22 protein-coding genes are annotated in these 24,353 nt (G+C 66.4%); 12 read left to right on the forward strand and 10 right to left on the reverse strand.

The window, feature by feature from the left end; translation table 11 throughout:
- Positions 1 to 340 precede the first annotated feature (340 nt).
- Entirely contained in the window at positions 341 to 1,750 is a 1,410-nt protein-coding gene (locus MHX64_RS03795) for an alpha/beta hydrolase family protein (RefSeq protein ID WP_239355967.1), read from the reverse strand.
- 80 nt (positions 1,751 to 1,830) lie between these two features.
- Between MHX64_RS03795 and lpdA the strand changes: the two genes are divergently transcribed.
- Complete coding sequence (gene lpdA, locus MHX64_RS03800; protein WP_239355966.1) at positions 1,831 to 3,243, forward strand: dihydrolipoyl dehydrogenase; 1,413 nt, start codon at positions 1,831 to 1,833, stop codon at positions 3,241 to 3,243.
- 564 nt (positions 3,244 to 3,807) lie between these two features.
- Here lpdA and MHX64_RS03805 read toward each other — a convergent pair.
- A complete protein-coding gene (locus MHX64_RS03805; protein WP_239307427.1) occupies positions 3,808 to 4,272 on the reverse strand; it encodes an SRPBCC family protein in 465 nt (154 codons plus the stop codon).
- Between the two features lie 265 nt (positions 4,273 to 4,537).
- On the opposite strand from MHX64_RS03805, the gene MHX64_RS03810 reads away from it, so the two are divergent.
- From MHX64_RS03810 to MHX64_RS03840, 7 genes are all read left to right on the forward strand, one after another.
- The gene (locus tag MHX64_RS03810; protein WP_181889683.1) at positions 4,538 to 5,311 is read left to right on the forward strand and encodes a succinate dehydrogenase cytochrome b subunit; all 774 of its coding nucleotides are present in this window, start codon (positions 4,538 to 4,540) and stop codon (positions 5,309 to 5,311) included.
- A gap of 21 nt (positions 5,312 to 5,332) precedes the next feature.
- Entirely contained in the window at positions 5,333 to 7,411 is a 2,079-nt protein-coding gene (locus tag MHX64_RS03815; protein WP_239355965.1) for a fumarate reductase/succinate dehydrogenase flavoprotein subunit, read from the forward strand.
- Positions 7,411 to 8,160, forward strand: a complete 750-nt coding sequence (locus tag MHX64_RS03820) for a succinate dehydrogenase/fumarate reductase iron-sulfur subunit (protein WP_181889685.1) — start codon at positions 7,411 to 7,413, stop codon at positions 8,158 to 8,160. Before MHX64_RS03815 ends, MHX64_RS03820 begins: the two co-directional genes overlap by 1 nt.
- Positions 8,161 to 8,247: 87 nt before the next feature.
- A complete protein-coding gene (locus tag MHX64_RS03825) occupies positions 8,248 to 8,616 on the forward strand; it encodes a hypothetical protein (protein ID WP_181889686.1) in 369 nt (122 codons plus the stop codon).
- Between the two features lie 89 nt (positions 8,617 to 8,705).
- Positions 8,706 to 9,989, forward strand: coding sequence for a DUF445 domain-containing protein (locus MHX64_RS03830; RefSeq protein ID WP_181889687.1), 1,284 nt, complete (start codon positions 8,706 to 8,708; stop codon positions 9,987 to 9,989).
- Positions 9,990 to 10,003: 14 nt separating this feature from the next.
- Positions 10,004 to 10,549, forward strand: a complete 546-nt coding sequence (locus tag MHX64_RS03835) for a CGLAU_01105 family protein (RefSeq protein WP_239355964.1) — start codon at positions 10,004 to 10,006, stop codon at positions 10,547 to 10,549.
- Between the two features lie 44 nt (positions 10,550 to 10,593).
- A complete protein-coding gene (locus MHX64_RS03840; protein ID WP_239356010.1) occupies positions 10,594 to 10,869 on the forward strand; it encodes a DUF2516 family protein in 276 nt (91 codons plus the stop codon).
- Between the two features lie 18 nt (positions 10,870 to 10,887).
- Here MHX64_RS03840 and MHX64_RS03845 read toward each other — a convergent pair whose 3' ends face one another.
- Genes MHX64_RS03845 through MHX64_RS03855 form a run of 3 tightly spaced genes read right to left on the reverse strand, consistent with a single transcriptional unit; the run spans position 10,888 to position 12,990 of the window.
- Positions 10,888 to 11,679: a DUF2993 domain-containing protein gene (locus MHX64_RS03845; protein ID WP_239355963.1), complete on the reverse strand. Its 792-nt coding sequence runs from the start codon at positions 11,677 to 11,679 to the stop codon at positions 10,888 to 10,890.
- A gap of 10 nt (positions 11,680 to 11,689) precedes the next feature.
- Positions 11,690 to 12,499 (reverse strand): class I SAM-dependent methyltransferase, encoded by an 810-nt coding sequence (locus MHX64_RS03850; protein ID WP_239356008.1) that lies wholly within the window; start codon positions 12,497 to 12,499, stop codon positions 11,690 to 11,692.
- Positions 12,499 to 12,990 (reverse strand): DUF2505 domain-containing protein, encoded by a 492-nt coding sequence (locus MHX64_RS03855; protein WP_239355962.1) that lies wholly within the window; start codon positions 12,988 to 12,990, stop codon positions 12,499 to 12,501. Before MHX64_RS03855 ends, MHX64_RS03850 begins: the two co-directional genes overlap by 1 nt.
- Before the next feature lie 18 nt (positions 12,991 to 13,008).
- Between MHX64_RS03855 and MHX64_RS03860 the strand changes: the two genes are divergently transcribed.
- A complete protein-coding gene (locus MHX64_RS03860) occupies positions 13,009 to 14,016 on the forward strand; it encodes a UDP-N-acetylmuramate dehydrogenase (protein WP_239355960.1) in 1,008 nt (335 codons plus the stop codon).
- A gap of 63 nt (positions 14,017 to 14,079) precedes the next feature.
- Here the strand turns inward: MHX64_RS03860 and MHX64_RS03865 are convergent, their stop codons facing one another.
- Both MHX64_RS03865 and MHX64_RS03870 read right to left on the reverse strand, forming a co-directional pair.
- Entirely contained in the window at positions 14,080 to 15,816 is a 1,737-nt protein-coding gene (locus tag MHX64_RS03865) for a long-chain-fatty-acid--CoA ligase (protein ID WP_239355959.1), read from the reverse strand.
- Between the two features lie 33 nt (positions 15,817 to 15,849).
- On the reverse strand, positions 15,850 to 17,544 hold the full coding sequence (locus tag MHX64_RS03870; RefSeq protein WP_181889691.1) for a long-chain-fatty-acid--CoA ligase: 1,695 nt from the start codon (positions 17,542 to 17,544) through the stop codon (positions 15,850 to 15,852).
- Between the two features lie 143 nt (positions 17,545 to 17,687).
- On the opposite strand from MHX64_RS03870, the gene MHX64_RS03875 reads away from it, so the two are divergent.
- Positions 17,688 to 18,674 (forward strand): MinD/ParA family protein, encoded by a 987-nt coding sequence (locus MHX64_RS03875; protein WP_239355958.1) that lies wholly within the window; start codon positions 17,688 to 17,690, stop codon positions 18,672 to 18,674.
- A gap of 145 nt (positions 18,675 to 18,819) precedes the next feature.
- Entirely contained in the window at positions 18,820 to 20,082 is a 1,263-nt protein-coding gene (gene mshA / locus MHX64_RS03880) for a D-inositol-3-phosphate glycosyltransferase (protein ID WP_239355957.1), read from the forward strand.
- Here the strand turns inward: mshA and MHX64_RS03885 are convergent, their stop codons facing one another.
- Genes MHX64_RS03885 through MHX64_RS03895 form a run of 3 tightly spaced genes read right to left on the reverse strand, consistent with a single transcriptional unit; the run spans position 20,083 to position 23,528 of the window.
- Positions 20,083 to 21,180, reverse strand: a complete 1,098-nt coding sequence (locus MHX64_RS03885) for a S1 family peptidase (RefSeq protein ID WP_239355956.1) — start codon at positions 21,178 to 21,180, stop codon at positions 20,083 to 20,085.
- Positions 21,181 to 21,238: 58 nt separating this feature from the next.
- Complete coding sequence (locus tag MHX64_RS03890; protein WP_239355955.1) at positions 21,239 to 22,351, reverse strand: S1 family peptidase; 1,113 nt, start codon at positions 22,349 to 22,351, stop codon at positions 21,239 to 21,241.
- A 52-nt stretch (positions 22,352 to 22,403) separates the two neighbouring features.
- Positions 22,404 to 23,528 (reverse strand): S1 family peptidase, encoded by a 1,125-nt coding sequence (locus MHX64_RS03895; RefSeq protein WP_239355954.1) that lies wholly within the window; start codon positions 23,526 to 23,528, stop codon positions 22,404 to 22,406.
- A 66-nt stretch (positions 23,529 to 23,594) separates the two neighbouring features.
- Between MHX64_RS03895 and MHX64_RS03900 the strand changes: the two genes are divergently transcribed.
- The gene (locus MHX64_RS03900) at positions 23,595 to 24,341 is read left to right on the forward strand and encodes a phosphoglyceromutase (RefSeq protein ID WP_239355953.1); all 747 of its coding nucleotides are present in this window, start codon (positions 23,595 to 23,597) and stop codon (positions 24,339 to 24,341) included.
- Positions 24,342 to 24,353: the final 12 nt, after the last annotated feature.

A 24,353-nucleotide genomic window follows, 5' to 3' on the forward strand; every position in this document is an offset into this window, starting at 1 on the left:
TGTATCCAGTCCTGGGGGAGGGGTTAAACTGACAGGCAATTATTGCGCCATTCTATGGGACATTCGTTACTGTAGTGGCCAGCGTTACGCGTGTGGCGTGTTGCGCCTCCCGCCCGGAAACCCCGAAAGGACCCCAACATGAACCCCATCGAAACTGTCCAGGTGCAGATCAACCAGATTCTCGGCGAGCTCGTGCACGCAGGCTCCTCCATGTCCTCCACCATCGCCTACGGCATGGGCATGTTCTAAAAGGGCATGTTCTAGCGCGCTACGCAGCGAAAAAGGTGCCTCCCCGGACTGTTTTCGGGGAGGCACCTTTGGTTCGTCGAGAAGCAGGTGCCTACTGCTCCAGGCCGAGCGCCTCCTTGAACACCTTGTCAAAGGAAAGCTTCACGTCGTCGCGCCAGGACGCCCAGCTGTGGGTGCCCACATTGCGCAGCTCAGCGTGGGTGACCTCCACGTCGTTGGCGCGCATCTTCACCATCAGATCGTGGGTGCAGGCGTTCATCGCAGCCTCGATCACGCCGCCTTCAACCTGCAGAGTCATCGCGTTGGACAGCGCGCGGGCCGAAGCCGAGTCCGGGTCCACGCCGTACTGATTGATCAAGCGGTCCTTCAGGTAGCCCGGCGTATCGCTCTCGCCCGCCAGGCCGGTGCCGGTGGACAGGTACACCGCAGTGCCCTTCAGATCGGCAGCGTTGACCAGCGCGTCGTAGTGGCGGTTGTAGTCCGAGCCGCGTTCTCCGAAGATGTACTCCGGCGACATCACATTCGGCGCGCCGCGGCTGACGGTCAGGTTCACGAACTCCCAAGGAATCGGCGTGGACGTCGCCGCGCAGCCGGAGAAGGAGCCCACAGCGTCGTAGAAACCCGGGTTGTGCTCCGCCAAAAGCAGCACGGAGGTCGCGGCCATGGACAGGCCGGCCACCGCGCGGTGCTCCTCATCGGCCTTCATGTACGGTTCGACCGCTTGTGGCAGCTCGTGCGCCAGGAAGGTCGACCACATCTGCTTGCCGTGGAAGAACGGGTTGGTGTCCGTGTCCACCGGCGGCTCGGCGGCCCAGTCCACGTAGTAGGAGAACGCGCCTTCCATCGGGATGACAACGTTCGCGCCGGAGTCCTTGTAGGTCTTTTCCAGCTCGTCGTAGGCCTGCGCGACCCAGTCGGTGTCCTGCTCGGAGCCGCCGGCCCCGTTGAGGAGGTAGACCGTCGGCGCGTTCTCCTTGCGTTCACCGTTTTCGTCGGTGGCGTAGAAGATCGCCACCGGAATCTCGCGTTCCATCGACTCGGAGTACACGCTGATTGCCTCGTTGTCCCAGTTTTTGCGGTTGCCGGCGAGGATGCGCACCCACCTTTGGTCTTTGCCTTGGAAGGTCTTCGGGGCCTCACCTAGCGGGCTAATGTTCGGGTGCGCTTCTTCTTCGGCGGTGGTTTCCACGACCGTTGCGGTCGGGCTCGTGCTCGTGCTTGTCGACGGCGCATCCGCCGCCGTCGTCGTCGTCGCCGTCTCCGTCGTGGAATTCTGCACGACCTTCGGCCTCTCCGACGTGGTGGTGGGGCTGGAAGTCGGGGTGGTTGTGCTGGAAGTCGGGGTCTCAAGCGAGGTCTGCACCGTCGTCGCCGCCGGAGACAGTACGGTGACCGGCTTGTCGGCGTCACCCTCGGCTGCGAAGTGCTGGACGGCGGGAACGGAGCCCGCGGCGATAAGGGCAGCGGCGCCCAGGGCTACCGCCGTGCGAGTGAACTTCACAGTGAATCGCTCACTTTCATTCAAGGAAGAAACAAGATGCTCCGCAACATTTTGCCAGACGGGCACGTACGATATGCATTGTGAGTAAAGAACATTTTGACGTTGTTGTCCTCGGCGCGGGCCCCGGTGGCTACGTTGCCGCCATCCGTGCAGCTCAGCTTGGTAAGAAAGTGGCTGTCATTGAGAAGCAGTACTGGGGAGGTGTCTGCCTCAACGTGGGCTGCATCCCCTCCAAGGCCCTGATCAAGAACGCAGAGGTTGCGGAGATCTTCAACCACGAGGCGAAGACCTTCGGCATCAAGGGTGACGTGGAGTTCGACTACACGGACGCCCAAAAGCGCTCCCGCAAGGTCTCCGAGAAGATCGTCGGTGGCGTGCACTACTTGATGAAGAAGAACAAGATCAAGGAGATCAACGGCCTGGGCTCGTTCAAGGACGCCAAGACCATCGAGATCACTGACGGCGACGACAAGGGCATGACCGTCACCTTCGATGACTGCATCATCGCCACCGGTGCCGTTGTGCGCACCCTGCCGGGCATTGAGCTGTCCGAGAACGTGGTCTCCTACGAGGAGCAGATCCTCAACCCGGAGGCTCCGGAAAAGATGGTCATCGTCGGCGGCGGCGCCATCGGCATGGAGTTCGCCTACGTGCTGTCCAACTACGGCGTGGACGTCACCGTCATCGAGTACATGGACCGCGTCCTGCCCAACGAGGACAAGGACGTTTCAAAGGAGATCGCCAAGGCCTACAAGAAGCTCGGGGTGAAGCTGCTCACCGGCCACGCCACCACCGAGGTTCGCGACAACGGCGATTCCGTCGAGGTCGACGTGAAGAAGAACGGCTCCGACGACGTTCAGACCCTCACCGCGGACCGCGTCATGATCTCCGTGGGCTTCGCCCCGCGCACCGAGGGCTACGGCCTGGAGAACACCGGCGTCGAGCTCACCGACCGCGGCGCCATCGCTATCGACGAGCGCATGCGCACCAACGTCGACCACATCTACGCCATCGGCGACGTCACCGCGAAGCTCCAGCTCGCCCACCTGGCTGAGGCCCAGGGCATCATCGCCGCCGAGACCATCGCGGACGCGGAGACCCTCGAAATCGAGGACTACATGATGACCCCGCGCGCCACCTTCTGCAACCCGCAGGTCGCCTCCATGGGCTACACCGAGGAGCAGGCGAAGGAGAAGTGGCCGGACAAGGACATCAAGGTTGCCACCTTCCCGTTCTCCGCAAACGGCAAGGCAGTGGGCTTGGCGGAGACCGCTGGCTTTGGCAAGCTCGTCGCGGACGCCGAGTTCGGCGAGATCTTGGGCTGCCACCTCGTCGGCGCAAACGTCTCCGAGCTCATACCGGAGGTCGTCCTCGCGCAGCGCTTCGACCTCACCGCAGGCGAGATCGCGCGCTCCATCCACATCCACCCGACTCTGCCGGAGGTGATCAAGGAGATCGCGCACGGCATCGAAGGCCACATGATCAACCTGTAAGCCTTCGCTTTACGACGCACCAAAGGCGGGCCCCGCTTTCTGGCAGGGCCCGCCTTTTTGCGTGCCGTGGCAGCCGCCCGCGCGAATCCGTGGATCGTCTAGCGGCGCGCGCGACCCTGCTAGACGATCAGCAATCCCCGATTGTATTTCCCCAGGTCGTAATGAAGCTGATGTTCATTACCAGCGTGACCGTCTAGCAGCGCTTCGACACCGCTAGACGAACACGGCAGGGCCGGAGTGGGACCAACCCTGGCGGCGAGGGTGGCACGGCTGGGCTGCTTCAGTGGCAGATCTGCTAGTTCCCCGCCCCGTCTTCCTCCGGGCAACTAGCAGATCAGGCTCATAGTGAAAGTCGTTGCCGATATCAACTGCGGAAACGAAAAGTTGGACAGTTGATCTGCTAGTTCGCAAATTTGGGGAACTAGCAGATCAGGAGAGCGGGCGGGGCTGGTGTGGGGACGGGGTCGGTGCGGGGACGGTTGGCGAAGCGGCGGGCATGGGAAAGGCGGCCGGCCGGGCGCTGGGTCCGGCGGGCCGCCTTTGGTGACGTCGAGAAGCGAAGGCTTATGCGCCTGCGACTGCCTCTGCGAGGGAATCGAGGGACTTGGCCAGGAAGTCGTCGTCGAACTTCTCGGTCATGGCGAGTAGGTTCTCCTCCAGCTCATCGCGCTGGTAGGTGAGGGTGACGTTGGTGTTGTCCGCGTCGATCGGCTCGAGCTCGTAGAGCCACTTCGCGCCGACCTTCACCTCGGCGGTGGTGTTTTCCACGTTCTTCCAGCCGATGATGCGGTCGTCCTGGATGGCGAAGACCTCGTTGACGGTCTGGTAGTCGCCGTCCTCCTTGGTCATGTTCATGGTGAAGGTGTCGCCGACGTTCTTCAGGCGCTCGCCCTGGTCCGCGGAGACGACCATGCCGGAGTTGTCGGTTTCGGCGTGGCGCTCGGGGTTGGAGAGGATGTCGAAGATCTCGGCTGCGGGAGCGTCGATCTGGCGGGTTGCTTTGTTTTCAGTGTTCTTGTCGATAGCCATGGCAGCCAGGGTACCGATTTTCGGCTCATAGGGTCGCGCTGGAAGTAAGGGTGAACTAACCAACCAATGATTGACACTTAAAGGGGTGGAGAATGTGGGGTCTAAGGTGGATCGGCAATGCGGTGACGAAGGTCACATTCAATGTGGTGCGCTGGATGAAGGGCTCAAGTGGGGGTTGAGGCTAGGGGGTGTCTCGGGCAACCTGGCAATCCGGTGTGTATGAGCGGGGGCTATCTCTTAGAGTATTAGCGACACTGGAGGTGCCATGACTGTACAAAACGCAGACCGTGAAGCCATTCGTCACGGAAAAATTACTGAGAAGCCGCTGCGCGAGCGGCCGTCCTACCCCACGTGGGCCGTCAAGCTGACCATGGCGATCACTGGCCTGATCTTCGGCCTGTTCGTCCTCGGCCACATGGTGGGCAACCTGAAGATCTTCATGCCGCTGAACGCCGACGGCTCCGCGCCGATCGACGACTACGGCGAGTTCCTGCGCACGATCGGCGAGCCGCTGTTCCCACGCGAGGGCTTCCTGTGGATTCTCCGCATCATCCTGCTGGCCTGCCTGGTGCTGCACGTGTGGGGCGCATTCACCCTGCGCGCCCGCTCCAACGCGTCCCGCGGCCGCTTCAAGCGCACCAACCTGATGGGCGGGTGGCAGTCCACCGCCACGAAGTCGATGATCTGGACCGGCATCATCCTGCTGCTGTTCATCATCTTCCACCTGCTGGACCTGACTCTCGGCCAGGCTGTCGCCTCCGACGAGTTCGTCCAGGGTGCGGTGCGCAACAACCTGCTCGCCACCTTTGCCCCGGGCCGCTGGTGGGTCACGCTGGTGTACGTGGTTGCCAACCTGGCGCTGCTGCTGCACCTGACGCACGGTATCTACCTTGCGGTGTCCGACCTCGGTTGGCTGGGCAAGCGCGGCGAGGGCCTGATGGTCATCCTCGCGTACATCCTCCCGTTCATCGTTGTCGCAGGCAACGTTGTCATGCCGCTCGCCATCGCGTTCGGCTGGGTCCCGGATTTTTCCAGGTAACGGCTTTTTAGGAGAACAACTATGACTACCTCTATTTCCGGTCTTTCCGGGGCCCAGGGTTCCAACGGCGGGGAGCAGACCTCCGCTGAGGCACAGGGCCAGCAGAGCACCGGCGGCTTCCGCCAGCCCGAGTCTGCAGCTGCAGGCGTGACCCCGGGCAACGTCCTCGAGTCCAACGAGCCGAACCGCGACGAGGTTCGCATGAAGGACATGTGGCAGCACCAGAAGGACCACATGAACCTGGTCTCGCCGCTGAACCGCCGCAAGTTCACCGTCCTGGTGGTCGGCACCGGCCTCTCCGGCGGCGCCGCGGCCGCGGCACTGGGCGAGCTCGGCTACAACGTCAAGGCCTTTACCTACCACGACGCCCCGCGCCGTGCGCACTCCATTGCGGCCCAGGGCGGCGTGAACTCCGCCCGCGGCAAGAAGGTGGACAACGACGGCGCCTACCGCCACACCAAGGACACCGTCAAGGGCGGCGACTACCGCTGCCGCGAGTCCGACTGCTGGCGCCTGGCCGTCGAGTCTGTCCGCGTGATCGACCACATGAACGCCATCGGCGCTCCGTTCGCCCGCGAGTACGGCGGCACCCTGGCCACCCGCTCCTTCGGCGGCGTGCAGGTCTCCCGCACCTACTACACCCGCGGCCAAACAGGCCAGCAGCTGCAGCTGTCCACCGCGTCTTCGCTGCAGCGTCAGATCCACCTGGGCAACGTGGAGATCTTCACCCACCACGACCTGATGGACCTGATCATCACCGAGAAGGACGGCAAGAAGCACTGCGAGGGCATTGTCACTCGCAACCTGATCAACGGTGAGATCGCGCCGTTCACCGGCCACGCTGTCATCCTCGCCACCGGCGGTTACGGCAACGTGTACCACAAGACCACGCTGGCGAAGAACTCCAACTCTTCCGCCATGATGCGCGCGTACGAGCGCGGCGCGTACCTCGCGTCCCCGTGCTTCGTGCAGTTCCACCCGACCGGCCTGCCGGTCAACGCGAAGTGGCAGGCGAAGACGACGCTGATGTCGGAGTCCCTGCGTAACGACGGCCGCATCTGGACCCCGAAGGAAAAGGGCGACGACCGCGACCCGAACACCATCCCGGAGGAGGAGCGCGACTACTTCCTGGAGCGCCGCTACCCGGCCTTCGGCAACCTCGTGCCTCGCGACGTGGCTTCGCGCGCGATCTCCCAGCAGCTCAACGCCGGTTTCGGCGTGGGCCCGCTGCACAACTCCGCGTACCTGGACTTCTCCGACGCCATCGAGCGCCTCGGTGAAGACACCATCCGCGAGCGCTACTCCAACCTGTTCGAGATGTACGAGGACTCCACCGGCGAGGACCCGTACAAGTCCCCGATGCGTATCGCCCCGACTGTCCACTTCACCATGGGCGGCCTGTGGACGGACTTCAACGAGATGACCTCCATCGACGGCCTGTTCGCCGCCGGCGAGTGCTCCTGGACCTACCACGGCGCGAACCGCCTGGGCGCGAACTCGCTGCTGTCCGCTTCTGTGGACGGCTGGTTCACCCTGCCGTTCACGGTGCCGAACTACCTGGCCGACCACCTCGGCGAGGAGAAGCTGGCCGAGGATTCCCGCGAAGCCCAGGACGTGGTGGCTGACGTCACCGAGCGCATCGAGCGCATCATGTCCATCCGCGGCCCGGAGCCGCACGGCCCGGAGCACTTCCACGAGCAGCTCGGCGACATCCTCTACGAGCACTGTGGCGTGTCCCGCACGGTGGAGGGCCTGGAGGAGGGCATCCGCAAGATCCGCGCCCTGCGCGAGGACTTCTGGACCAACATCTCCATCCCGGGTTCCCCGAACGACATGAACCAGACGCTGGAGGCTGCACTGCGCCTCGTCGACTACATCAACCTCGGCGAGCTCATGTGCATCGACGCCCTGGACCGCGACGAGTCCTGCGGTGCGCACTACCGTATGGACCACCTCACCGATGACGGCGAGGCAGAGCGTGACGACGACAACTGGTGCTTCGTGTCGGCCTGGGAGCCGGCCGGAGAAGGCCAGTTCATCCGCCACGCAGAACCCCTGCACTTTGATTCGATCCCGCTGATGGCAAGGAACTACAAGTAATGAAACTGACACTTGAAATCTGGCGCCAGGCTGGTCCTGACACCGAGGGCAGCTTCGAGACCGTTCAGGTCGATGACGCTGTGGAGCAGATGTCCATCCTGGAGCTGCTCGACCACGTGAACGAGACCTACGTCGAGCAGGGCAAGGAGCCGTTCGTCTTCGCCTCCGACTGCCGCGAGGGCATCTGCGGCACCTGCGGCCTGCTGGTCAACGGTCGCCCGCACGGCGCAGGCCAGAACACCACTGCCTGCCTGCAGCGCCTGTTCAACTACAAGGACGGCGACACCCTGAAGATCGAGCCGTTCCGCTCCGGCGCGTTCCCGGTGATCAAGGACCTCGCCGTGGACCGCTCCGCGCTGGACCGCGTGATGGAGCAGGGCGGCTACGTCTCCGTCAACGCCGGCACTGCACCGGACGCTGACACCCTGCTGGTCAACCACCACGACGCGGAGACCGCGCTCGACTACGCGGCCTGCATCGGCTGCGGCGCGTGCGTGGCTGCGTGCCCGAACGGCGCTGCGCACCTGTTCACCGGCGCGAAGCTGAAGCACCTGAAGCTGCTGCCGCTGGGTAAGCAGGAGCGTTCCCGCCGCGCCCGCAAGATGGTCGACGAGCTGGAGACCAACTTCGGCCACTGCTCGCTGTACGGCGAGTGCGCCGACGTGTGCCCGGCTGGTATCCCGCTGGATGCGGTCGGCGCAATCAATGCCGAGCGCGCCCGCGCCGCCTTCAAGGGCGGCGACGACTAGGGACGACCACGCGTCCTGTCGTATACTCGAACCATCGCAGCAGCTCACGCTGAAGTCACACCGAAGCTGAAGAAGGAAACAAGAACAATGGGTTCCACCGCAGTTGCAGATATCCGCAACGAGTCCTACCCGGAGTACGTCGGCCGCATCGATGACACCTACATCGACGGCTACGACCCGGTGTCGCTGAGTGCTCCGCACTCTTCCCTGACCCGGAACTCCACCTGGGTTGCAATGGGCCTGATCCTGTCCACCCTCTTCGGCATCGGTCTGGCCGTGTGGGGTGCCGGCGCGATGGTCTACGGTTTCGGCTCCCAGACCCACGACCTGGCCCAGCGCCTGCTGATCCTCGGCATCGTCGAGGCAGTGGTCACCGCCATCCTCGGCGCCATCCTGATCGTCGTGGGCCGCAAGGACTACAAGGCCTACCGCAAGCGCACCGGCCGCGTGAACTAGCCGCGTAGCGCTTCCCGCAAAATGCCCTCTCCACCTGCGGAGGGGGCATTTTTCGTGCCCGTGTCGGCACGCCTGCTTTAATCATGGGCATGAGCGAGCAGCTTTCCATGATGCCCACCCCCACAAACGAGGACGAGCGCCGCCGCGTGCTGCGCAAGCACAAGATCGCGGTGACCAGTCTTCTGGGCCTGATGGCGGTGGTGTTCCTGTCGTGCTCGTGGGCGCAGTCCCAGGGCAACGGCGCGGCCTGGATCGGCTACGTCCGCGCCGCCGCGGAGGCGGGCATGGTCGGCGGTTTGGCGGACTGGTTCGCCGTCACCGCGCTGTTTACGTACCCGATGGGCATCCCCATCCCGCACACCGCGATCATCCCGCGGAAGAAGGACCAGGTCGCCGGGGTGCTCAGCGACTTTGTGTCCGAGAACTTCCTCAACGCCCGCACGATTACCGACAAGGTCATGGCTGCCGGCATCCCGGAGCGGGTGGGGCGCTGGCTTGCCAAGCCGGAGAACGCGGAGCGTGTCAGCGAGGAGGCCGGCAAGTTCACCGTCCGCATGGTCGAGGGCATCGATCCGAAGGAGGCGGAGGCGTTCATCAACACCCAGCTCATCGACCGTTTGGCCGAGCCGATCTGGGGCCCGCCGTTGGGCCGCACCCTGGAGGGGCTGATCGCGGACGGCAAGGTGGATCCGGTGGTGGACGACATTGTCGCCTGGGGGCGCCGCAAGGTCGACGGCATGGAAGAGACCGTGGTCACCATGATCGACGAGCGGATGCCGCGCTGGGCCCCGCGTTTTGCCAAGGAGCTGGTGGGCCAGCGCGTCTACGACGAGATGGTCGCGTTCATGGAGGACGTGGACACGAACCCGCACCACGAGGCGCGCCGGGCGATCCGCCGCCAGATCAACCAGTTCGCCCAGGACCTCCAGTTCGACGGCGAGATGATCTCGCGGGTGGAGGCGCTCAAGGCCGACATCATGGGCTCCGGCGCGGTCACGTCCGCGGCGGGCAGCATCTGGGAGCAAATCTCGGCGTCGATTGTGGCGCAAGCGTCGGATGGGCGAAGCGGGCTTCGTCGTAAAGCTGCTGCTTCGGCGCGCGAGTGGGGGCGAAAGCTTGTCGACGACCCTGCGGTGCGCGCCGACGCAGAGCGGGCCCTGGAGAAGGCCACGCACTTCGCCGCGGACAACGGCGCCGACCAGATCGTGGGCATCATTGCGGAGACCATCGAGCGCTGGGACGGCGAGGAAGCGGCGGAGAAAATTGAGCTCATGGTGGGCAAAGACCTGCAGTTCATCCGCCTCAACGGCACAATCGTCGGTGCACTGGCCGGGCTAGCTATTTACACTGGTTCGCAACTGATCTTCTACTAGCGAAGGAGCGAATGATGACCGAGAACACCAACCTCAACAACAACACCGAAAACAACACAGGCGACGAGGTGCGCAACAACCTCCGCGAGGCCGGCGACGCGCTGCTGTCCGCTGGCTCCGCTATCGGTGCGGCGCTGACGAGGGCCACCGGCGAGCTGTCGGACCGCTTTAAGACCGCCACGGAGGACGCGCGCCAGAACCTGAGCAACGCGAACACTGAGGGCGAGGTGCGCGGCGCCGCCACCAACTTCACGGACGAGGCGGAGAAGCTCTTCAACAGCCTGCGCGAGCGCGACCTGCAGTTCACCGACGACGTGAAGGCGAAGCTGCGCAGCACTATCGACGATGCGCGCGCCGCGTTCAACGAGCGCCTCGACAGCACCCAGACCGAGGGCATTGAGGGCACCGTGGACGACCTGCGCGCCCGCTTCGAGGGCCTGGTGCAGCGCGTCCAGGACCAGTTCGCCGGAGAGAAGACCGGCGGCGATATCATCGACGGCGAAGTTGTGGACAACACCAAGAACGACACCACCGTCAACGTCGAGGACCTGAAGAAGTAAACACCATGGATACCGCCGCTGTCAGCCAAATTCACCAGATTATGATGCTGCCGTCCCGCGTCGGGATGGCGCTGATGGTGGTGGTGGGCATCGCCGGCATCGTCGGGGCTGTCATGGCGGCCACCACGCGCGCCGACGCCTTCGAGGCGGCGAACCGGCAGTCCAAGGGCGCCTGGGTGGGCATCCTGGTGCTGGCGGCGTTGGCGTGCCTGCTGCGCTTCCCGTTCATCGCGTGGTTCGGCGCAGTGGCCATCGGCATCTACTTCTTCGACGTACGCCCGCAGATCCAGCGCATCGTAAACGGCGACTACGGCTGGTAAAGCGCGCCGCAGCGGCGGTTACGCCGGCTGCGACTCGGGCTGCTGGGGCTGCTGGAGCGCCTGCTCCGGCTGGCCCGGCAGCTGCTGGGACTGCTGCATGTCCTGCAGCTCCTTGAAGTTGACGTTCTCGCCCGAAACCGTGACCCGGAGGCCACCGGGGATGACCGTGAAGTCTTCCACGCTCATCCCGCCGGTGGCCTCTTGCGCGACACCCTGGGACATGGCGGAGCTGATGGCGTCGGCGACGTCGTCAGGCAGGGCGAAGCCGAACAACTCGGTGCTGCGGGCCTTGAACGTCAGCTGGCCGTCCCGCATCTCCGGCTGCAGCTCAATCCCCGCGGCACCGGAGGTGAACACGATGGAGAACGTGCCGGCGTCTTCGTTGGACACCACGTCGGAAACGGTGATCACGTTGGCGAGGAAGTTGTCGCCGATCTGATCCTGAATCTGCTGGTTCAGCATGGCGCGCACGAAGTCGTTGGGCAGCTCCGTGGTCAGGCGCACGGACTCGGCCACCGGCTCGCCGTTGTTCAGGCGCACGTTGTCCATGTCCACCACGGACGCCGGGTTGCCGGTGATCTGGTCGCCGTTGATCTGGAGGTCGGACTGCTGGTCCACGGTCATGTGGGGGAACTTGCCGCCGAGCAGGCCGATGGTCACGGGGCTGGCGCCGAAGGACACGGACGTGCCTTCCGGGGCCTGGGAGGTGACCTGGTGGGCGACGAACGCCCGGATGCCTGCCTCCGCCACGATGAACAGCAGCAGCACCGCCACGATGATCGATAGGACAACTTTCCACGCAGTTTTCATGCGGGCCAGTTTACGAAGCAGGAGCGACTGCCAGCCAATCCACAGTGACAAAGTTGTCGGCCAGGCGGCGCCGCTGGGGGTGCACCGGCCAGTCCCGGGCCAGGTCTTCCAGGGCGTGGCGCCACCGCACGCGCGGGCCGTGCGGGTCCCAGCCGCTGGCGCGCTCCCAGGCCGCGTCCGCATCAACCAGGAACTGGTGGATCGGCTCGCCTGGCACGTTGCGGTGGATCAGCGCCTTGGGCAGCCGTTCCGCCACGTCCGAGGGTTTCGAGGTGTGGAAGGGGTCCCAGGACAAGGTCAGCGTGCGGGGACCGGAGGCGTCGAGAAGCAGCCATGCGCAACGCCGCCCCAGCTCGTCGCAGGTGCCCTCGATGAAGAGGCCGCCGGGGGCGAGCCCCGCGCACACCGTGCGCCACACGTCCGGGACCTGGTCTACGTCGTATTGACGCAGCACGTTGAACGCGCGCACGAGGTGGGGGCGGTAGCCGGCGAGTTCGAAGCCGCCGAGTTCGAAGCGGACGCCGTCGCGAGGCGGCAGGACGCGCTCGGGGTTGATCTCCAGGCCCACGACCTCGATGTCGGGGCGGATCTGGCGCAGCCACCCGGCCCACTCCACGGTGGTGGTGTGCGACGCGCCGTAACCCACGTCCACCGCCAGCGGCGCGGCGGCGGAGCGCAAAAGGGACTGGACCCGCGGGTTGAAGCGGGTCCAGCGGTCTGACCTGCGCAAACGATTCACCCCGGTGGTGCCGCGGGTGATCACCCCGTAGGGCTTGCCGGCGGCACCCGGGGTGGCGCGCAGGTTGTGGTAGTGGGGAATTAGAGGTTCTCGCTAATCCACTGCTCGGTCAGCTTCGCCTCGTTTTCCACGATCTCCTCGAGCGCGTCGGCCACCTTCGGCTCCAGCGCGGCACCCATGAACGGGATGTTCACCTTCGCCTCGAGCTCGTAGTCCAGCTTGGTGTTATCGCCGTCGCGGGTGGCGGTGTACTCGGCGCCCAGGTCCACCGGGGTGCCCTTCACGTCGCCGGTCATGGTGTGCTTGGCGGTGTCGCCGTCCAGCTCGCCGACGGTGACCACGCGCTTGAGCTTCAGGTCCTGGGAGACCATGGCCTGCGCGGCCTCCGGGAGGATGGACTTGGGCAGGATCTCAAACAGGGTGGCGGTGTTGTCCGCGAACTCGTGGAGCTCGCCCGGCTCCGGGGAGAGCTTCTCGGCGATGAACTCCCAGTATTCGCGGGTGCTGTAGGCCTGCGCGACCTTCTCGATCGGCTGGTTGATGTTCACAGTGATCTCACTACGTGCAGTCATGGCTCACAGACTACCGTTGTGGACGTGATTGCCCCATCATTCGCCTCCCTGACCACGCTGCGCGTCGGCGGCACCCCGGCCGCGGCCTACGAGTGCCATAGTGCCGACGAGATCGCCGAAACCGTGGCCAAGCTCGACCGCGACCGGACCCCGCTTTTGGTCGTCGGCGGCGGCTCCAACCTGGTCGTCGCGGACGGTGATCTTGATCTCGCGGCGGTGCTTGTGCGCAATGAGGGCATCTTGCCTATCGACGACCTCCGGTTGCGCATCCAAGCCGGCACCGAATGGGACGCAGTAGTCGCCTACGCGGTGGAGCACGGACTCGGCGGCATTGAGGCCCTGTCCGGCATCCCGGGCTCCGCGGGCGCGACCCCGGTGCAGAACGTGGGAGCCTACGGCGCGGAGATCGCCGACGTGCTCACCCGCGTGCGGCTTTGGGACCGCGAGACGGGCGTGGACGAGTGGGTGCCCGCCTCTTCGCTGGATCTGGCGTACCGGTACTCCAACCTGAAGTTCACCTCGCGGGCCGTGGTGCTGGAGATTGAGCTGCAGCTGGAAAAGACCGACGACTCCATCCCCCTGCGCCACTTGGGCGGAAAGCGCGTCCCCTTGGCCGAGGCGCGTGCCTCGGTGTTGGAGACGCGCCGGGCCAAAGGCATGGTGCTCGATGCCGCCGACCACGACACCTGGTCCGCCGGCTCGTTTTTCACCAACCCCGTGGTGCCTACAGCGCTTGCCAACGAGATCGCCGCCCACGTGGGGGAGGAGTCGATGCCGCGCTTCGCCGCCGGCGACGGCAAGGAGAAGCTCTCGGCGGCCTGGCTCATCGAGCGCGCCGGCTGCCACCGCGGCTTCCCCGGCGAGGATGCCCCGGCGCGCCTGTCCACCAAGCACACCCTCGCCCTGACCAACCGCGGTAACGCCCGCGCGGCCGACATCGTCGATCTTGCCCGCCGCGTGCAGGCGCAGGTCCGCGACGCGTTCGGGGTGGAGCTGCACCCCGAGCCCGTCTGGGTCGGCCTCTAGGCGTCGGGCCCAGCCCGCTCCGTGCTCCAGCCCCGCCTCCGCCGCGGCCGCGCCGCTGAAGCGCTAGCGCTCGGCGAGCTTGGACAGCAGGTCGTCGCGCACCTCGCGGCGGCGGATCTTGCCCATTTGGTCCTTCGCCAGCTCGTCGAAGTGGTAGAACGTGCGCGGGACCTTGTAGCGGGTGAGGCGCTCGCGGGCGAAGTCTTTGAGGCCGTCGGGGTCGAGGGCGGAGCCGTCGTTAAGCACGATGCATGCGACGACATCCTCGGAACCGTCGGCGCGCGGGCGGCCCACGACCGCGACATCAGCGACGTCCGGGTGGGTGCGGATGACTTCCTCGACCTCGGCCGGGTAGACGTTGAAGCCGCCGGTGATGATGAGCTCCTTGATGCGGGAGACCAGCTTGATAAAGCCGTCTTCCTCCATGATCCCCATGTCGCCGGTGCGGAACCAGCCGTCGTGGAAGACCTTTTCGGTGGCCTCCGGGTTGTTGAAGTAGCCGGAGAAGACCTGGGGGCCCTTGGCCAGGATCTCGCCGGCTTCGCCGAACGGCATGTCCTCGTCCGGGTTGTCGGGGTTGACAATGCGGATCTGGGTGTCGGGGAAGGGGATGCCGATGTAGCCGGGGCGGCGGTCCGAGGATTCGGGGTTGCCCACGATAATCGGGGAGGTTTCGGTGAGCCCGTAGCCCTCGACGAGGCGGCCGCCGGTGGCGCGCTCCCACTCCTCGATGACCTCGGCGGGTAGGGACGACGCACCGGAGAAGCCGATTTTGACGTCGGAGAGGTCCACGTTTTTCTTCTTCGCCGTTTTCACGATGCGCTCGAAGACGGTGGGCACGCCCGGGACGAAGGTGGGCGGGGTGATGCGGATGGCCTTCATGATCAGGTCCATCTTGGGCGCCGGCAGCAGCACGAGTTCGGAGCCGATCAGCATGGTCAGGGTCAGGGAGAACGTCAGTCCGTAGGCGTGGAAGAACGGCAGGGTGGCCAGCATGCGCTGGTTGCCTTCCTGCAGCTCCTTGACCCAGGCCTGGCCCTGCAGCGGATTGGCGATGAGGTTGCGGTGCGACAATGCGGCGCCCTTCGGGGTGCCTGTGGTGCCGGAGGTGTAGAGGATCACGGCGGTGGAGTCCGCGGTGACCTCCTCGGGCGTTTTCAGGTCGGCGCCTAATCCGCCGATGGCAGAGCTGGTCAGCGACTCCCAGGGCACCGTGTGCAGGGAGGTGTTCTTGCTGGTGGCGGTGAGCGCTCCACGGGCCTCCAGGATCTTGGGCAGCGGGATGCGCAGGGCGAGCTGCTGAGCGCGCGGCATGGCCTTGGTCATGTTCACGCTGACCACGGTTTCCAGCGGGGTGTCCGCGCGCAGCTTCTCCAGCGTGTCGGCGGCTTTGTCCCAGGCGATGGCGACGCGGGCGCCGTGGTCGATGAACTGGGGGCGAAGCTCGTGCGCGGTGTAGAGCGGGTTGTGCTCCACCACCACGCCGCCGATCATCTGCACGGCGAAGAAGGCGGCGACGTGCTGGGGGCAGTTGGGCAGCATGATGGCCACGCGGTCGCCGGGGCGCACGCCGAACGCTTTCAGGCCGGCGGCGGCGCGGCGCACCTCGCGGTCGAGCTCGCCGAAGGTTTGGGTGCGGCCGAAGAAGCGGGTGGCGATGCGCGAGACGTTCTTCGACAGGTTTTCCTGGTACAGCTCGCCGAGGGTTTTCTCGCCGTATTCCAGCGAGTGCGCGGTCCACTCGGGGTAGTACTGCAGCCAGGGTTTGACGTCGTTGACGTTGGATGGGGTGAGAGCCATGCGCACCACCCTACGCGCTTTGCCGCCCGTAACCTACGGTTGCGTAAGCAACTGCAGTAGCGTGTCGCGCACTTCCCTCCGCCTGATCTTGCCGGTCTGGTCCCTGTTGAGCTGGTCAAAGTGGTAGAAGTCGCGCGGGACCTTGTAGCGGGTCAAGCGCTGCCGGGCGTAGGCCTTGAGGCCGTCGGGGTCGAGGGCGGAGCCGTCGATAAGCGTGATGCAGGCGACGACATCCTCGGAGCCGTCCGGGCGCGGGCGGCCCACGACTGCGATGTCCTCGATGTCCGGGTGGTTGCGCATCACGCCTTCGACCTCGTCGGGGTAGACGTTGAAGCCGCCGGTGATGATCATTTCCTTGATGCGCGCGACCAGTTTGATCCAGCCGTCCGGCTCCATCACCGCCATGTCGCCGGTGCGGAACCAGCCGTCGTGGAACGCGCGCTCGTTGGCTTCGGGGCTGTTGAGGTAGCCGGAAAAGACCTGGGGCCCGCGCGCGAGCAGCTCGCCGGGTTCGCCGTCGGGCATGGTGCGCGACGGGTCGTCGGGGTCGGCGATGCGGATCTCGGTGTTGGGAAACGGCAGGCCGATGTAGCCGGGCCGCCGCGTGCCGTCGAGGGGGTTGCCGGCCAGGATCGGGGCGGTTTCGGTCAGCCCGTAGCCCTCGATCAGGCGCCCGCCGGTGGCGTTTTCCCAGCGCTCGATGGTTTCCACGGGCAGGGTGGACGCGCCGGAGACGGAGGTGTGGATGGACGACAGGTCCGCGTTGGTTTCCACCGCCCACTCGACAATCTTGTCGTAGAGGGTGGGCACGCCCGGCAGCACTGTGGGGCGCGTTTTGGTGATCGCGGCCTGGTAGAGCTTCGGTTTCGGCGCCGGCACAAGCACCATTTCCGCGCCGATGCTCAGCGGCAGCGCGTAGTTCAGCGCGAGGCCGTAGATGTGGAACATTGGCAGCACGCCGAGGACCTTCTCGCGCACCGCGCCCCAATCCTCCATCCACTCCATGCCGGCCTTGAGCACCGCGATGATGTTGCCGTGCGTCAGCGGCGCGCCCTTGGGCCTGCCCGAGGTGCCGGAGGTGTAAAGGATGAACGCGGTGGCGTCCTGAGTGATCTGCGGGAAGTGCACGGAGCGGGAGCGCTGGCGCATGAACTCGCGCCACGGCATCGCGCCGGGGGCGGGTTTGGTCAGCTCGGCGCGCAGCTTGGTCACCGGCGGAATGGGCAGCGCGAGCGCCGCGCGCAGGTGCAGCGGGGTTTCCTCGAGCATGTTCACTGCCACCACGGTCTCAAGCTGGGTGCTTTTGCTTAACGACGAAAACGTCTCCGCCACCCTGTCAAAGACAATCGCTACCCGCGCCCCGTGGTCTTCGAATTGCGGCTGCAGTTCTGCCGCGGTGTAGAGCGGGTTGTGCTCCACCACGGTCGCACCGAGGCGCAGGATGGCGGTGACGGCGATGACGTGCTGCGGGCAATTCGGCAGCGCGACGGCCACGCGGTCTCCGCGGCGCACGCCGAGTTGCGTTAGTGCTGCGGCGGCGCGGGCGACCTGCTCGTTGAGCTGGCTGTAGGTAAGCGTTTTGCCCATGAACCAGGTGGCGGTGCTCTTCGGCTGCATGGCCACCGCCTGGTTGAACCAGCTGACCAGGGTGTCCGTCCCGATGTCGGGGTTGGGGTCGGTCCACTCGGCGTAGTGGTCGATCCAGGCTTTGGTGTCAAAGGCTCCCACGGAAATCCTCCTTGTTGTTAGTTGGGCAAAACAAGTTGGCGACAAGTGTAACCTACGTTGCGGTAAGTTTGTTGCGCTGCAGGGTGGGCGGGTTTGCTCTAGGCTGTGGCGCGAAACCATTCGAGGGGGAATTGGGGGAAACCATGACTACCTATTTCGAGCCGTCCATCGACACCGATGCCGGGTTTGAGCTCACACCGCCCGCAGTGCTGGACCAGTCCAACCTGGTGGACCCGGTGAAGGCGCCGCCCAAGCAGGGCTGGCGCAAACTCATCCACTCCGCCACGCGCGGCCGCATCAACCCGGGAGGCTCCCGGCGGGAGCTGGAGCAGCAGCAGCTTTTCGACGCCATCCGGGCACCCCTGCGCGGCGACTACCGCATCGCCGTGATGAGCCTGAAAGGCGGCGTGGGCAAAACCACCACCACGGTCGCGCTCGGCGGCGTGTTCGCGCAGACCCGCGGCGACCGCGTCATCGCCATCGACGCCAACCCGGACCTGGGCACCCTGGCCCAGCGCGCCGCCACCGCGCCGCCGGCGACCATCCGCGACCTGCTGCAGGCGCCGGGCACGGAGCGCTACCCCCAGGTGCGCGCCTACACCAACCAGGCATCCTCGCGCCTGGAAGTCATCGGCTCCGAGCGCGACCCGGCCGTCAGCGAGGCGTTCTCTGAGGACGACTACCGCCGCGCCATCGACATCCTGCAGCACCACTACAACGTCATCCTCACCGACTGCGGCACAGGCCTGATGCACTCCGCCATGGCGGGAGTTTTGGATCTGGCCAACACGCTGGTGCTGGTGACCTCACCCGCGCTGGACGGCGCCCAGTCGGCCTCCGCCACCCTGGACTGGCTGAACCTGCACGGCTACGACCAGCTCGCCGCCAACGCCGTGGTGGTCATTTCCGCGTCCGCGCCGGGCAAGCCGACCATCGACATGGGCAAAGTCGCCGACCACTTCGCCTCCCGTGCCCGCGCAGTGCACACCATCCCGTACGACCGCCACCTCGCCGAAGGTGCCGTGGTGGACCTGGAGCGCGTCGCGCCCGCCACGTTGAAGGCGTACCAGCACCTCGCGGCGACGGTCGCGGCGGACTTCGGCTCCTGGCACCGGCACGCGGCGCTCTGACGGGTGCGGTTCGGGCGTCGCGGCCCCGCCCCGACACTTCGCGGCCGAATCTGTCAGCCGGGCCCTTCCGGCCCAGGTCGGTGCAAACGGCCGCCGTGATCTGTCAGGAACCTAGGTGAAACCCGTGTGCGCTAATCTTGCCCGCATGCGCGTCGCCATGATCTCAATGCACACCTCCCCGCTCGAGCAGCCGGGGACCGGCGACGCCGGCGGCATGAACGTCTACGTCCACAACACCGCCACCCAGCTGGCCCGCAAGGGCACCACGGTGGACGTGTTCACCCGCGCCACCCGCCCCAGCCAGGGCGAGGTGGTGGAGGTGGAGCCCGGCTACCGGGTTATCAACGTGGTGGCCGGGCCCTACGAGGGGCTGGAGAAGCACGACCTGCCCACCCAGCTCGCCGCATTTTCCGGCGGGGTGGTGCAGTTCGCCCGCGCGAACGACGAAAACTACGACCTGATCCATTCCCACTACTGGCTCTCCGGCCAGGTGGGGTGGCTCTTGGCGGACCTGGCCGGCATCCCGCTGGTGCACACCGGGCACACCTGGGCGGCGGTGAAAAACGCCTACGCCACCGAATCCGAAGAGTCTGAGGCGCGCCGTATCTGCGAGCAGCAGTTGGTGGACAACGCCGAGGTCTTAGTGGTCAACACCCCGGATGAAACGAGCGAGCTCGCGCGCTTCTACGACGTGGACCCGGCGAAGATTTCCGTGGTCAGTCCCGGCGCGGACACGGATCTGTTCACTCCCGGCACGAACCGCAACACGGAGCTGGCGCGGCGCCACCTGGGCATTCCGCTGCACGCGAAGGTGGTGGCGTTTGTGGGCCGGTTGCAGGATTTCAAGGGCCCGCAGGTGCTGATCCAGGCGATGGGGGAGGTGGTGCGCCGCGGCCGGGTTGACGGCCCGCTGCGCGTGATTATTTGCGGCGGCGCGAGTGGCGCGGGCTCGTCGGTGGAGCGCTACCGCGAGCTTGCGGCGTCGGAAGGCATTGGCGGCTGCACCCGTTTCCTCGGGCCGCGCCCGCCGGAGGAGCTGGTGAGCATTTACCAGGCCGCGGACATTGTGGCCGTGCCCAGCTACAACGAAAGTTTCGGGCTCGTGGCGGTGGAGGCACAGGCCGCGGGCACTCCTGTCGTCGCGGCGCGCGTCGGGGGCCTCCCGCTCGCGGTCGCGGACGGGGAGACGGGCTTGCTGGTTCAGGGCCACGGCACGGATGCGTGGGCGCAAGCACTGGAGCAATTGCTTATCGACGATCCCACGCGCATCCACATGGGCGAACAGGCCGTCAGCCACGCAAAAGCGTTTAGCTGGGCCGCCTCGGCGGACAAGCTGATAGAGGTCTACACCGACACCCTGTCCGGCTACGTCCCGGGCGAGGCCACCCGGGACGCGGGCGGAATGTAGCTAGAGGCGCTTGCCGATCTCCTCGCCGAGGGATGCCCCGCCCCAATAGCCGATGCGGTCGGAGTGGTATCCGATGGCGCGGTTGATCTCCGCCGGGTCGAACTGGCCCTGCGAGGCCTTCTGCGCCAGGCCGGCTGCTTCCTGTTGGGCGTTGTCGACGGCCTTGCGGAGCTCGTCGCGAGGCACCGGCTGCTTGAAGTCGGGGTTGAGGCGCTCGATCTCGGCTGCGACGCGCTCTTCCTCATCCCCGGAGGTGGTGAAGTTCTCGCGCGGCGCGGTGGAGTCGGTGGGGGTGAACACTTCGTTGACGTGGCCGTCGGGGATGCCGTAGGCGTCCTCGATAATGCGGTCCACCGGCTGCGCCTTTCCGAGGGGCCCGAGCGTCATGGAGGACACGCCGATGGCGGCGCCGTCGCGGGGGTCGAAGTTCACGCCGCCGGAGTCGCCCTGCACGTAGTTCAGCCCCCAGCTGTAGATGCCGTTTCTTGTGCGGCCGATCTGCTTGGCGCAGGTGCGGCCCGTGGTGGCGCCGTCCTTGCAGATGGGCTGGCCGAAGTTGTCGACCGAGACCTCGCCCGGAGCGAGCGTGCGGAAGTCGCGCACATGCGTGATCTTCACCGGTTCGCCCTGCACGCCGCCGTTGAAGTCGCGGGAGTGGGACAGGCCGGTTTCGGTCACGCCGTCGTCGATGCGCACCACGCCCCAGTCGGCGGTGCGGATGGACTGCATCGGGTCGCTCAGGTTCATGGCTTCCGGGGTGACGTGGTTGGACGCCACGCGCTCGCCGATGCGCTTGTACTCGGTGCCCACGGGGGCGTAGAACTCGTTTTTCACCTCCGGGAAGCCGGGCATGGTGTTCACGCAATGGGAGACAGTGAGCATCACACGCTGCGGTTCCTCGCCAGGCAGGTGCAGGGTGCCGTTGGGGCCTTGGGAGCAGGTGCCGGCCCAGCCGTCGCGCGGCATGGTCAGTTTCTGGCCGTTGGGCAGGTCGATTGTTTTCGGCGGGTCCTGGGGGAACCCTCGCATCGGCGCGCCGGGTGCGACGAGCGCGGGCGCGGCTTCCGCCGGCGCGGGGAGGGCCTGAAGTGCGAGCATGCTGGCTGCTGCAAGTGCTGTTGCTGGTGTTCGAAGGCTGAATCGCATGAGAATTACCTTAACGTGCAAACCCGGCCCATAGGGCGATATCGTTGCCATGCTTTTCGACGAGCCGCTGAACCTCACCAGCGTCCACCCCGCCACGCAGCGCCCGGCGCGCGGTTTCGTGGGCGGCTTGGCCCGCCTCGTTTACGGCGCGGCGCAGCTCCGTCTTCGGGTTCGGCGGGACGTACCCGGGGTTGAGCTCGCGCGTGGCCCGGTCGATGCGTTCGCGTTCCGCGCCACTGGTGGTGAACTCCGCGCGCGGGGCGGTGCCTGCGATCTGGAACGCCTGGTTGACCTGGCCGTCGGGGATGCCGTAGGCGTCCTCGAGCGCGCGGTCCGCGGCCTGGGAGACGAACAGCGGCCCGATCACGCCATGGGAGGTGCCGATGACGGCGCCGTCACGCGGGTCAAAGTTCACCCCGCCCGAATCGCCCATTTCCGCCGCGACGCCGACGCTGTAGACGGTGTCGCGGCCGCGGGCGATCTGCCTTCCGCAGGACCGTCCGGTGGTGGCGCCGTCTTTGCAGATCGGTTGGCCGAAGTTGTCCACCGAGTACTCGCCGGGGCGAAGCGTGCGGTAGTCGCGGATGCCGGTGAGCTGCACAGGGGCACCCGCAGAACCGCCGGCGGCGTCGCGGGAGTGGGAGAGGTTCGTGGCGGTGGCGGAGTCGTCGATACGCACGAACGCCCAGTCGGGTTCCGTGAGCGCTGCGGGCAGATCGGCGAGCGAGTGGGTCTCGGTGGTGGGCCCGCTATTCGGGCCGCGGGTGCCGATGCGGGTGTAGCTGTCGCCGGCTGGCACGGTGACCTCGGTGGACGGCTCAGGCATGCCGGGGATCCGGTTCACGCAATGCGAGGCGGTGAGCATCACGCGTTGCGGGCCCGTCGGGGTGGCGACGGTGCCGGTCGGGCCCTGCGAGCAGGTGACGGTGTAGAGCTCCGGGGGCGCGTTGAGCCGCTCACCCCACGGCGTGGCCGCCTGCGCGGGCGGGTTGACGGCGGGGACGCGGAAGGGGGCGCCAGGGGCGGCGAGCGCAGGCTCCGCGGCGTGCGCCAGGGGCGCGGAGAGTGGCGCCGCCAGGCACAACAACAGCGCTGCGGCGGCGAGAGACGCAGGGGTTTTCATACCTCCAGTGTAAATCCGCCGCGCCCGCGTTTCAGGTGGTCAGCGGTGTGATCTAGCGCAGGAACGCGTCGACGGCGCCGCGCACATCGCCCGCGTGCTGCTGCACCGCAGCGTTCGCGCGACCGGCGAGGTCCTGCGCCGCCGCGACCGGATTTTCGGCCTGCGGCAGCTGCGCGGCTTCCGCGCTGAAACGCGCCGCGTCCGCCTGGGCGCCCATCACGGCGCGGTCGAGCAGCTCGCGGGGCTGGGGGCCGTCGACAAGCTGCGGTGCATTGTTGGGCGAGAAATTCGCGACCTCCTCGTACAGCGGCGCGAAATCGGCGCGCGGCGCAGGCGCTGCCGGGGTGAACGCTTCGTTGACCTGGCCGTCGGGGATGCCGTAGGCGTCCTCAAGTGCGCGATCCACCTGCTGCGAGTTGCCGAACGGGCCGAAGCCGATGATGCTCAGCCCCACAGCCTCGCCGGTGCGCGGGTCGTAGTTGATGCCGCCGGAATCGCCCGACTCGTAACCCACGCCGAAGTGCCACACGAAGTTCTGGGTGCGGAACATCTGCACGCCGCACGAGCGGCCGGTGCGCATCCCGTCCTTGCAAATGGGTTGGCCGGCGTTGTCGAAGCTGATCAGCTCGTCGCCGCGCAGGTTGCGGTAGTCCTTCACCCCCGTGATCGCCGCCGGCGCGGACGGGCCGCGGCCCTTCTGATCCACCGACGACGACGCGCCCGACGCCTCCACGCCAGGTGCGAGACGCACCGTGACCCAGTCGGGCTCGTCGATGATGCGGTAGAAGTCCATCAACTCGCCGTTGCCCAGCTCAAACGGGGTGCGTTGCCTATCGACGTCCCCCACCCGCGGGTAGGCCACCTTCCCGCCTTCGCGCAGCGGCGCGAACACGACCGGGCGGACAGTCTTGCTCTTGGACTCCATGCAGTGCGCCGCAGTGATCATCACCTGCTTCGTCTCACCGTCCGGGGTGCGCACGGTACCAACCGGGCCCTGGCTGCACCGCGCGGTGTGGACGAAGGAATCGGAGCCTTCGTCGAGCATGGCGATCGGCGCGCCGGGAGCGGCGAGCGCGGGGGCTGCCGCGGCGGCGGTGGGCGCGGCGGGGGAGGCGAGAGCGACGCAGGCGGCGGCGAGGCTGGCGGCGAGGGCGGAAGCGGAGCGGGGTGAAAACATGCCTTCAGACTCTAAACCCCCGACAAACCCCCGACAGTTTCGCCCATCCGTGGCATGCTTGAAGGCATGGGTAACGGAAAGCTGATTCTCGTTCGCCACGGGCAGAGCGAGTGGAACAAGTCGAACCAGTTCACCGGCTGGGTCGATGTGGACCTGACCGAACAGGGCGAGGCCGAAGCCGTCAACGCCGGCAAGCTCATGGAAGAAAAGGGTGTCCTGCCGGACATCCTGTTCACTTCGCTGCTGCGCCGCGCGATCCGCACTGCGAACATCTCGCTGAACGCGGCTGACCGCCACTGGATCCCGGTGGAGCGCAGCTGGCGCCTCAACGAGCGCCACTACGGCAAGCTCCAGGGCCTGAACAAGGCGGAGATCCGCGAGGAGTTCGGCGAGGAGCAGTTCATGCAGTGGCGCCGCTCCTACGACACCCCGCCGCCGGAGATTGACACGGACAACGAGTACGCGCAGACCAACGACCCGCGCTACGCCTTCCTGCCTGAGGTGCCGCGCACCGAGTGCCTCAAGGACGTGGTGGAGCGCTTCCTGCCGTACTACATCGACGTCATCGCGCCGCACGCCATGGCCGGCAAGAACGTCATGATCGCCGCGCACGGCAACTCGCTGCGCGCGCTGGTGAAGTACCTGGACAACATCTCCGACGAGGAGATCGCCGGGCTGAACATCCCCACTGGCATGCCGCTGGTGTACGAGATCGACGAAAACGGCAAGGTGCTCAACCCGGGCGGCACCTACCTGGACCCGGAGGCCGCTGAGGCTGGCGCCGCTGCTGTGGCGAACCAGGGGCAGAAGTAAGCCTCGAATCAC

The sequence above is a fragment of the Corynebacterium sp. ACRPZ genome (genome assembly GCF_022346205.1).
In the GTDB taxonomy this organism is placed as follows: domain Bacteria; phylum Actinomycetota; class Actinomycetes; order Mycobacteriales; family Mycobacteriaceae; genus Corynebacterium; species Corynebacterium lehmanniae.

Coding starts and splice junctions, on each gene's coding strand:
- MHX64_RS03805 (WP_239307427.1), bottom strand. CDS start 4,272: ATGGCTATCGACAAGAACACTGAAAACAAAGCAACCCGCCAGATCGAC.
- MHX64_RS03810 (WP_181889683.1), top strand. CDS start 4,538: ATGACTGTACAAAACGCAGACCGTGAAGCCATTCGTCACGGAAAAATT.
- MHX64_RS03815 (WP_239355965.1), top strand. CDS start 5,333: ATGACTACCTCTATTTCCGGTCTTTCCGGGGCCCAGGGTTCCAACGGC.
- MHX64_RS03820 (WP_181889685.1), top strand. CDS start 7,411: ATGAAACTGACACTTGAAATCTGGCGCCAGGCTGGTCCTGACACCGAG.
- MHX64_RS03825 (WP_181889686.1), top strand. CDS start 8,248: ATGGGTTCCACCGCAGTTGCAGATATCCGCAACGAGTCCTACCCGGAG.
- MHX64_RS03830 (WP_181889687.1), top strand. CDS start 8,706: ATGAGCGAGCAGCTTTCCATGATGCCCACCCCCACAAACGAGGACGAG.
- MHX64_RS03835 (WP_239355964.1), top strand. CDS start 10,004: ATGACCGAGAACACCAACCTCAACAACAACACCGAAAACAACACAGGC.
- MHX64_RS03840 (WP_239356010.1), top strand. CDS start 10,594: ATGCTGCCGTCCCGCGTCGGGATGGCGCTGATGGTGGTGGTGGGCATC.
- MHX64_RS03845 (WP_239355963.1), bottom strand. CDS start 11,679: ATGAAAACTGCGTGGAAAGTTGTCCTATCGATCATCGTGGCGGTGCTG.
- MHX64_RS03855 (WP_239355962.1), bottom strand. CDS start 12,990: ATGACTGCACGTAGTGAGATCACTGTGAACATCAACCAGCCGATCGAG.
- MHX64_RS03865 (WP_239355959.1), bottom strand. CDS start 15,816: ATGGCTCTCACCCCATCCAACGTCAACGACGTCAAACCCTGGCTGCAG.
- MHX64_RS03875 (WP_239355958.1), top strand. CDS start 17,688: ATGACTACCTATTTCGAGCCGTCCATCGACACCGATGCCGGGTTTGAG.
- mshA (WP_239355957.1), top strand. CDS start 18,820: ATGCGCGTCGCCATGATCTCAATGCACACCTCCCCGCTCGAGCAGCCG.
- MHX64_RS03885 (WP_239355956.1), bottom strand. CDS start 21,180: ATGCTCGCACTTCAGGCCCTCCCCGCGCCGGCGGAAGCCGCGCCCGCG.
- MHX64_RS03890 (WP_239355955.1), bottom strand. CDS start 22,351: ATGAAAACCCCTGCGTCTCTCGCCGCCGCAGCGCTGTTGTTGTGCCTG.
- MHX64_RS03895 (WP_239355954.1), bottom strand. CDS start 23,528: ATGTTTTCACCCCGCTCCGCTTCCGCCCTCGCCGCCAGCCTCGCCGCC.
- MHX64_RS03900 (WP_239355953.1), top strand. CDS start 23,595: ATGGGTAACGGAAAGCTGATTCTCGTTCGCCACGGGCAGAGCGAGTGG.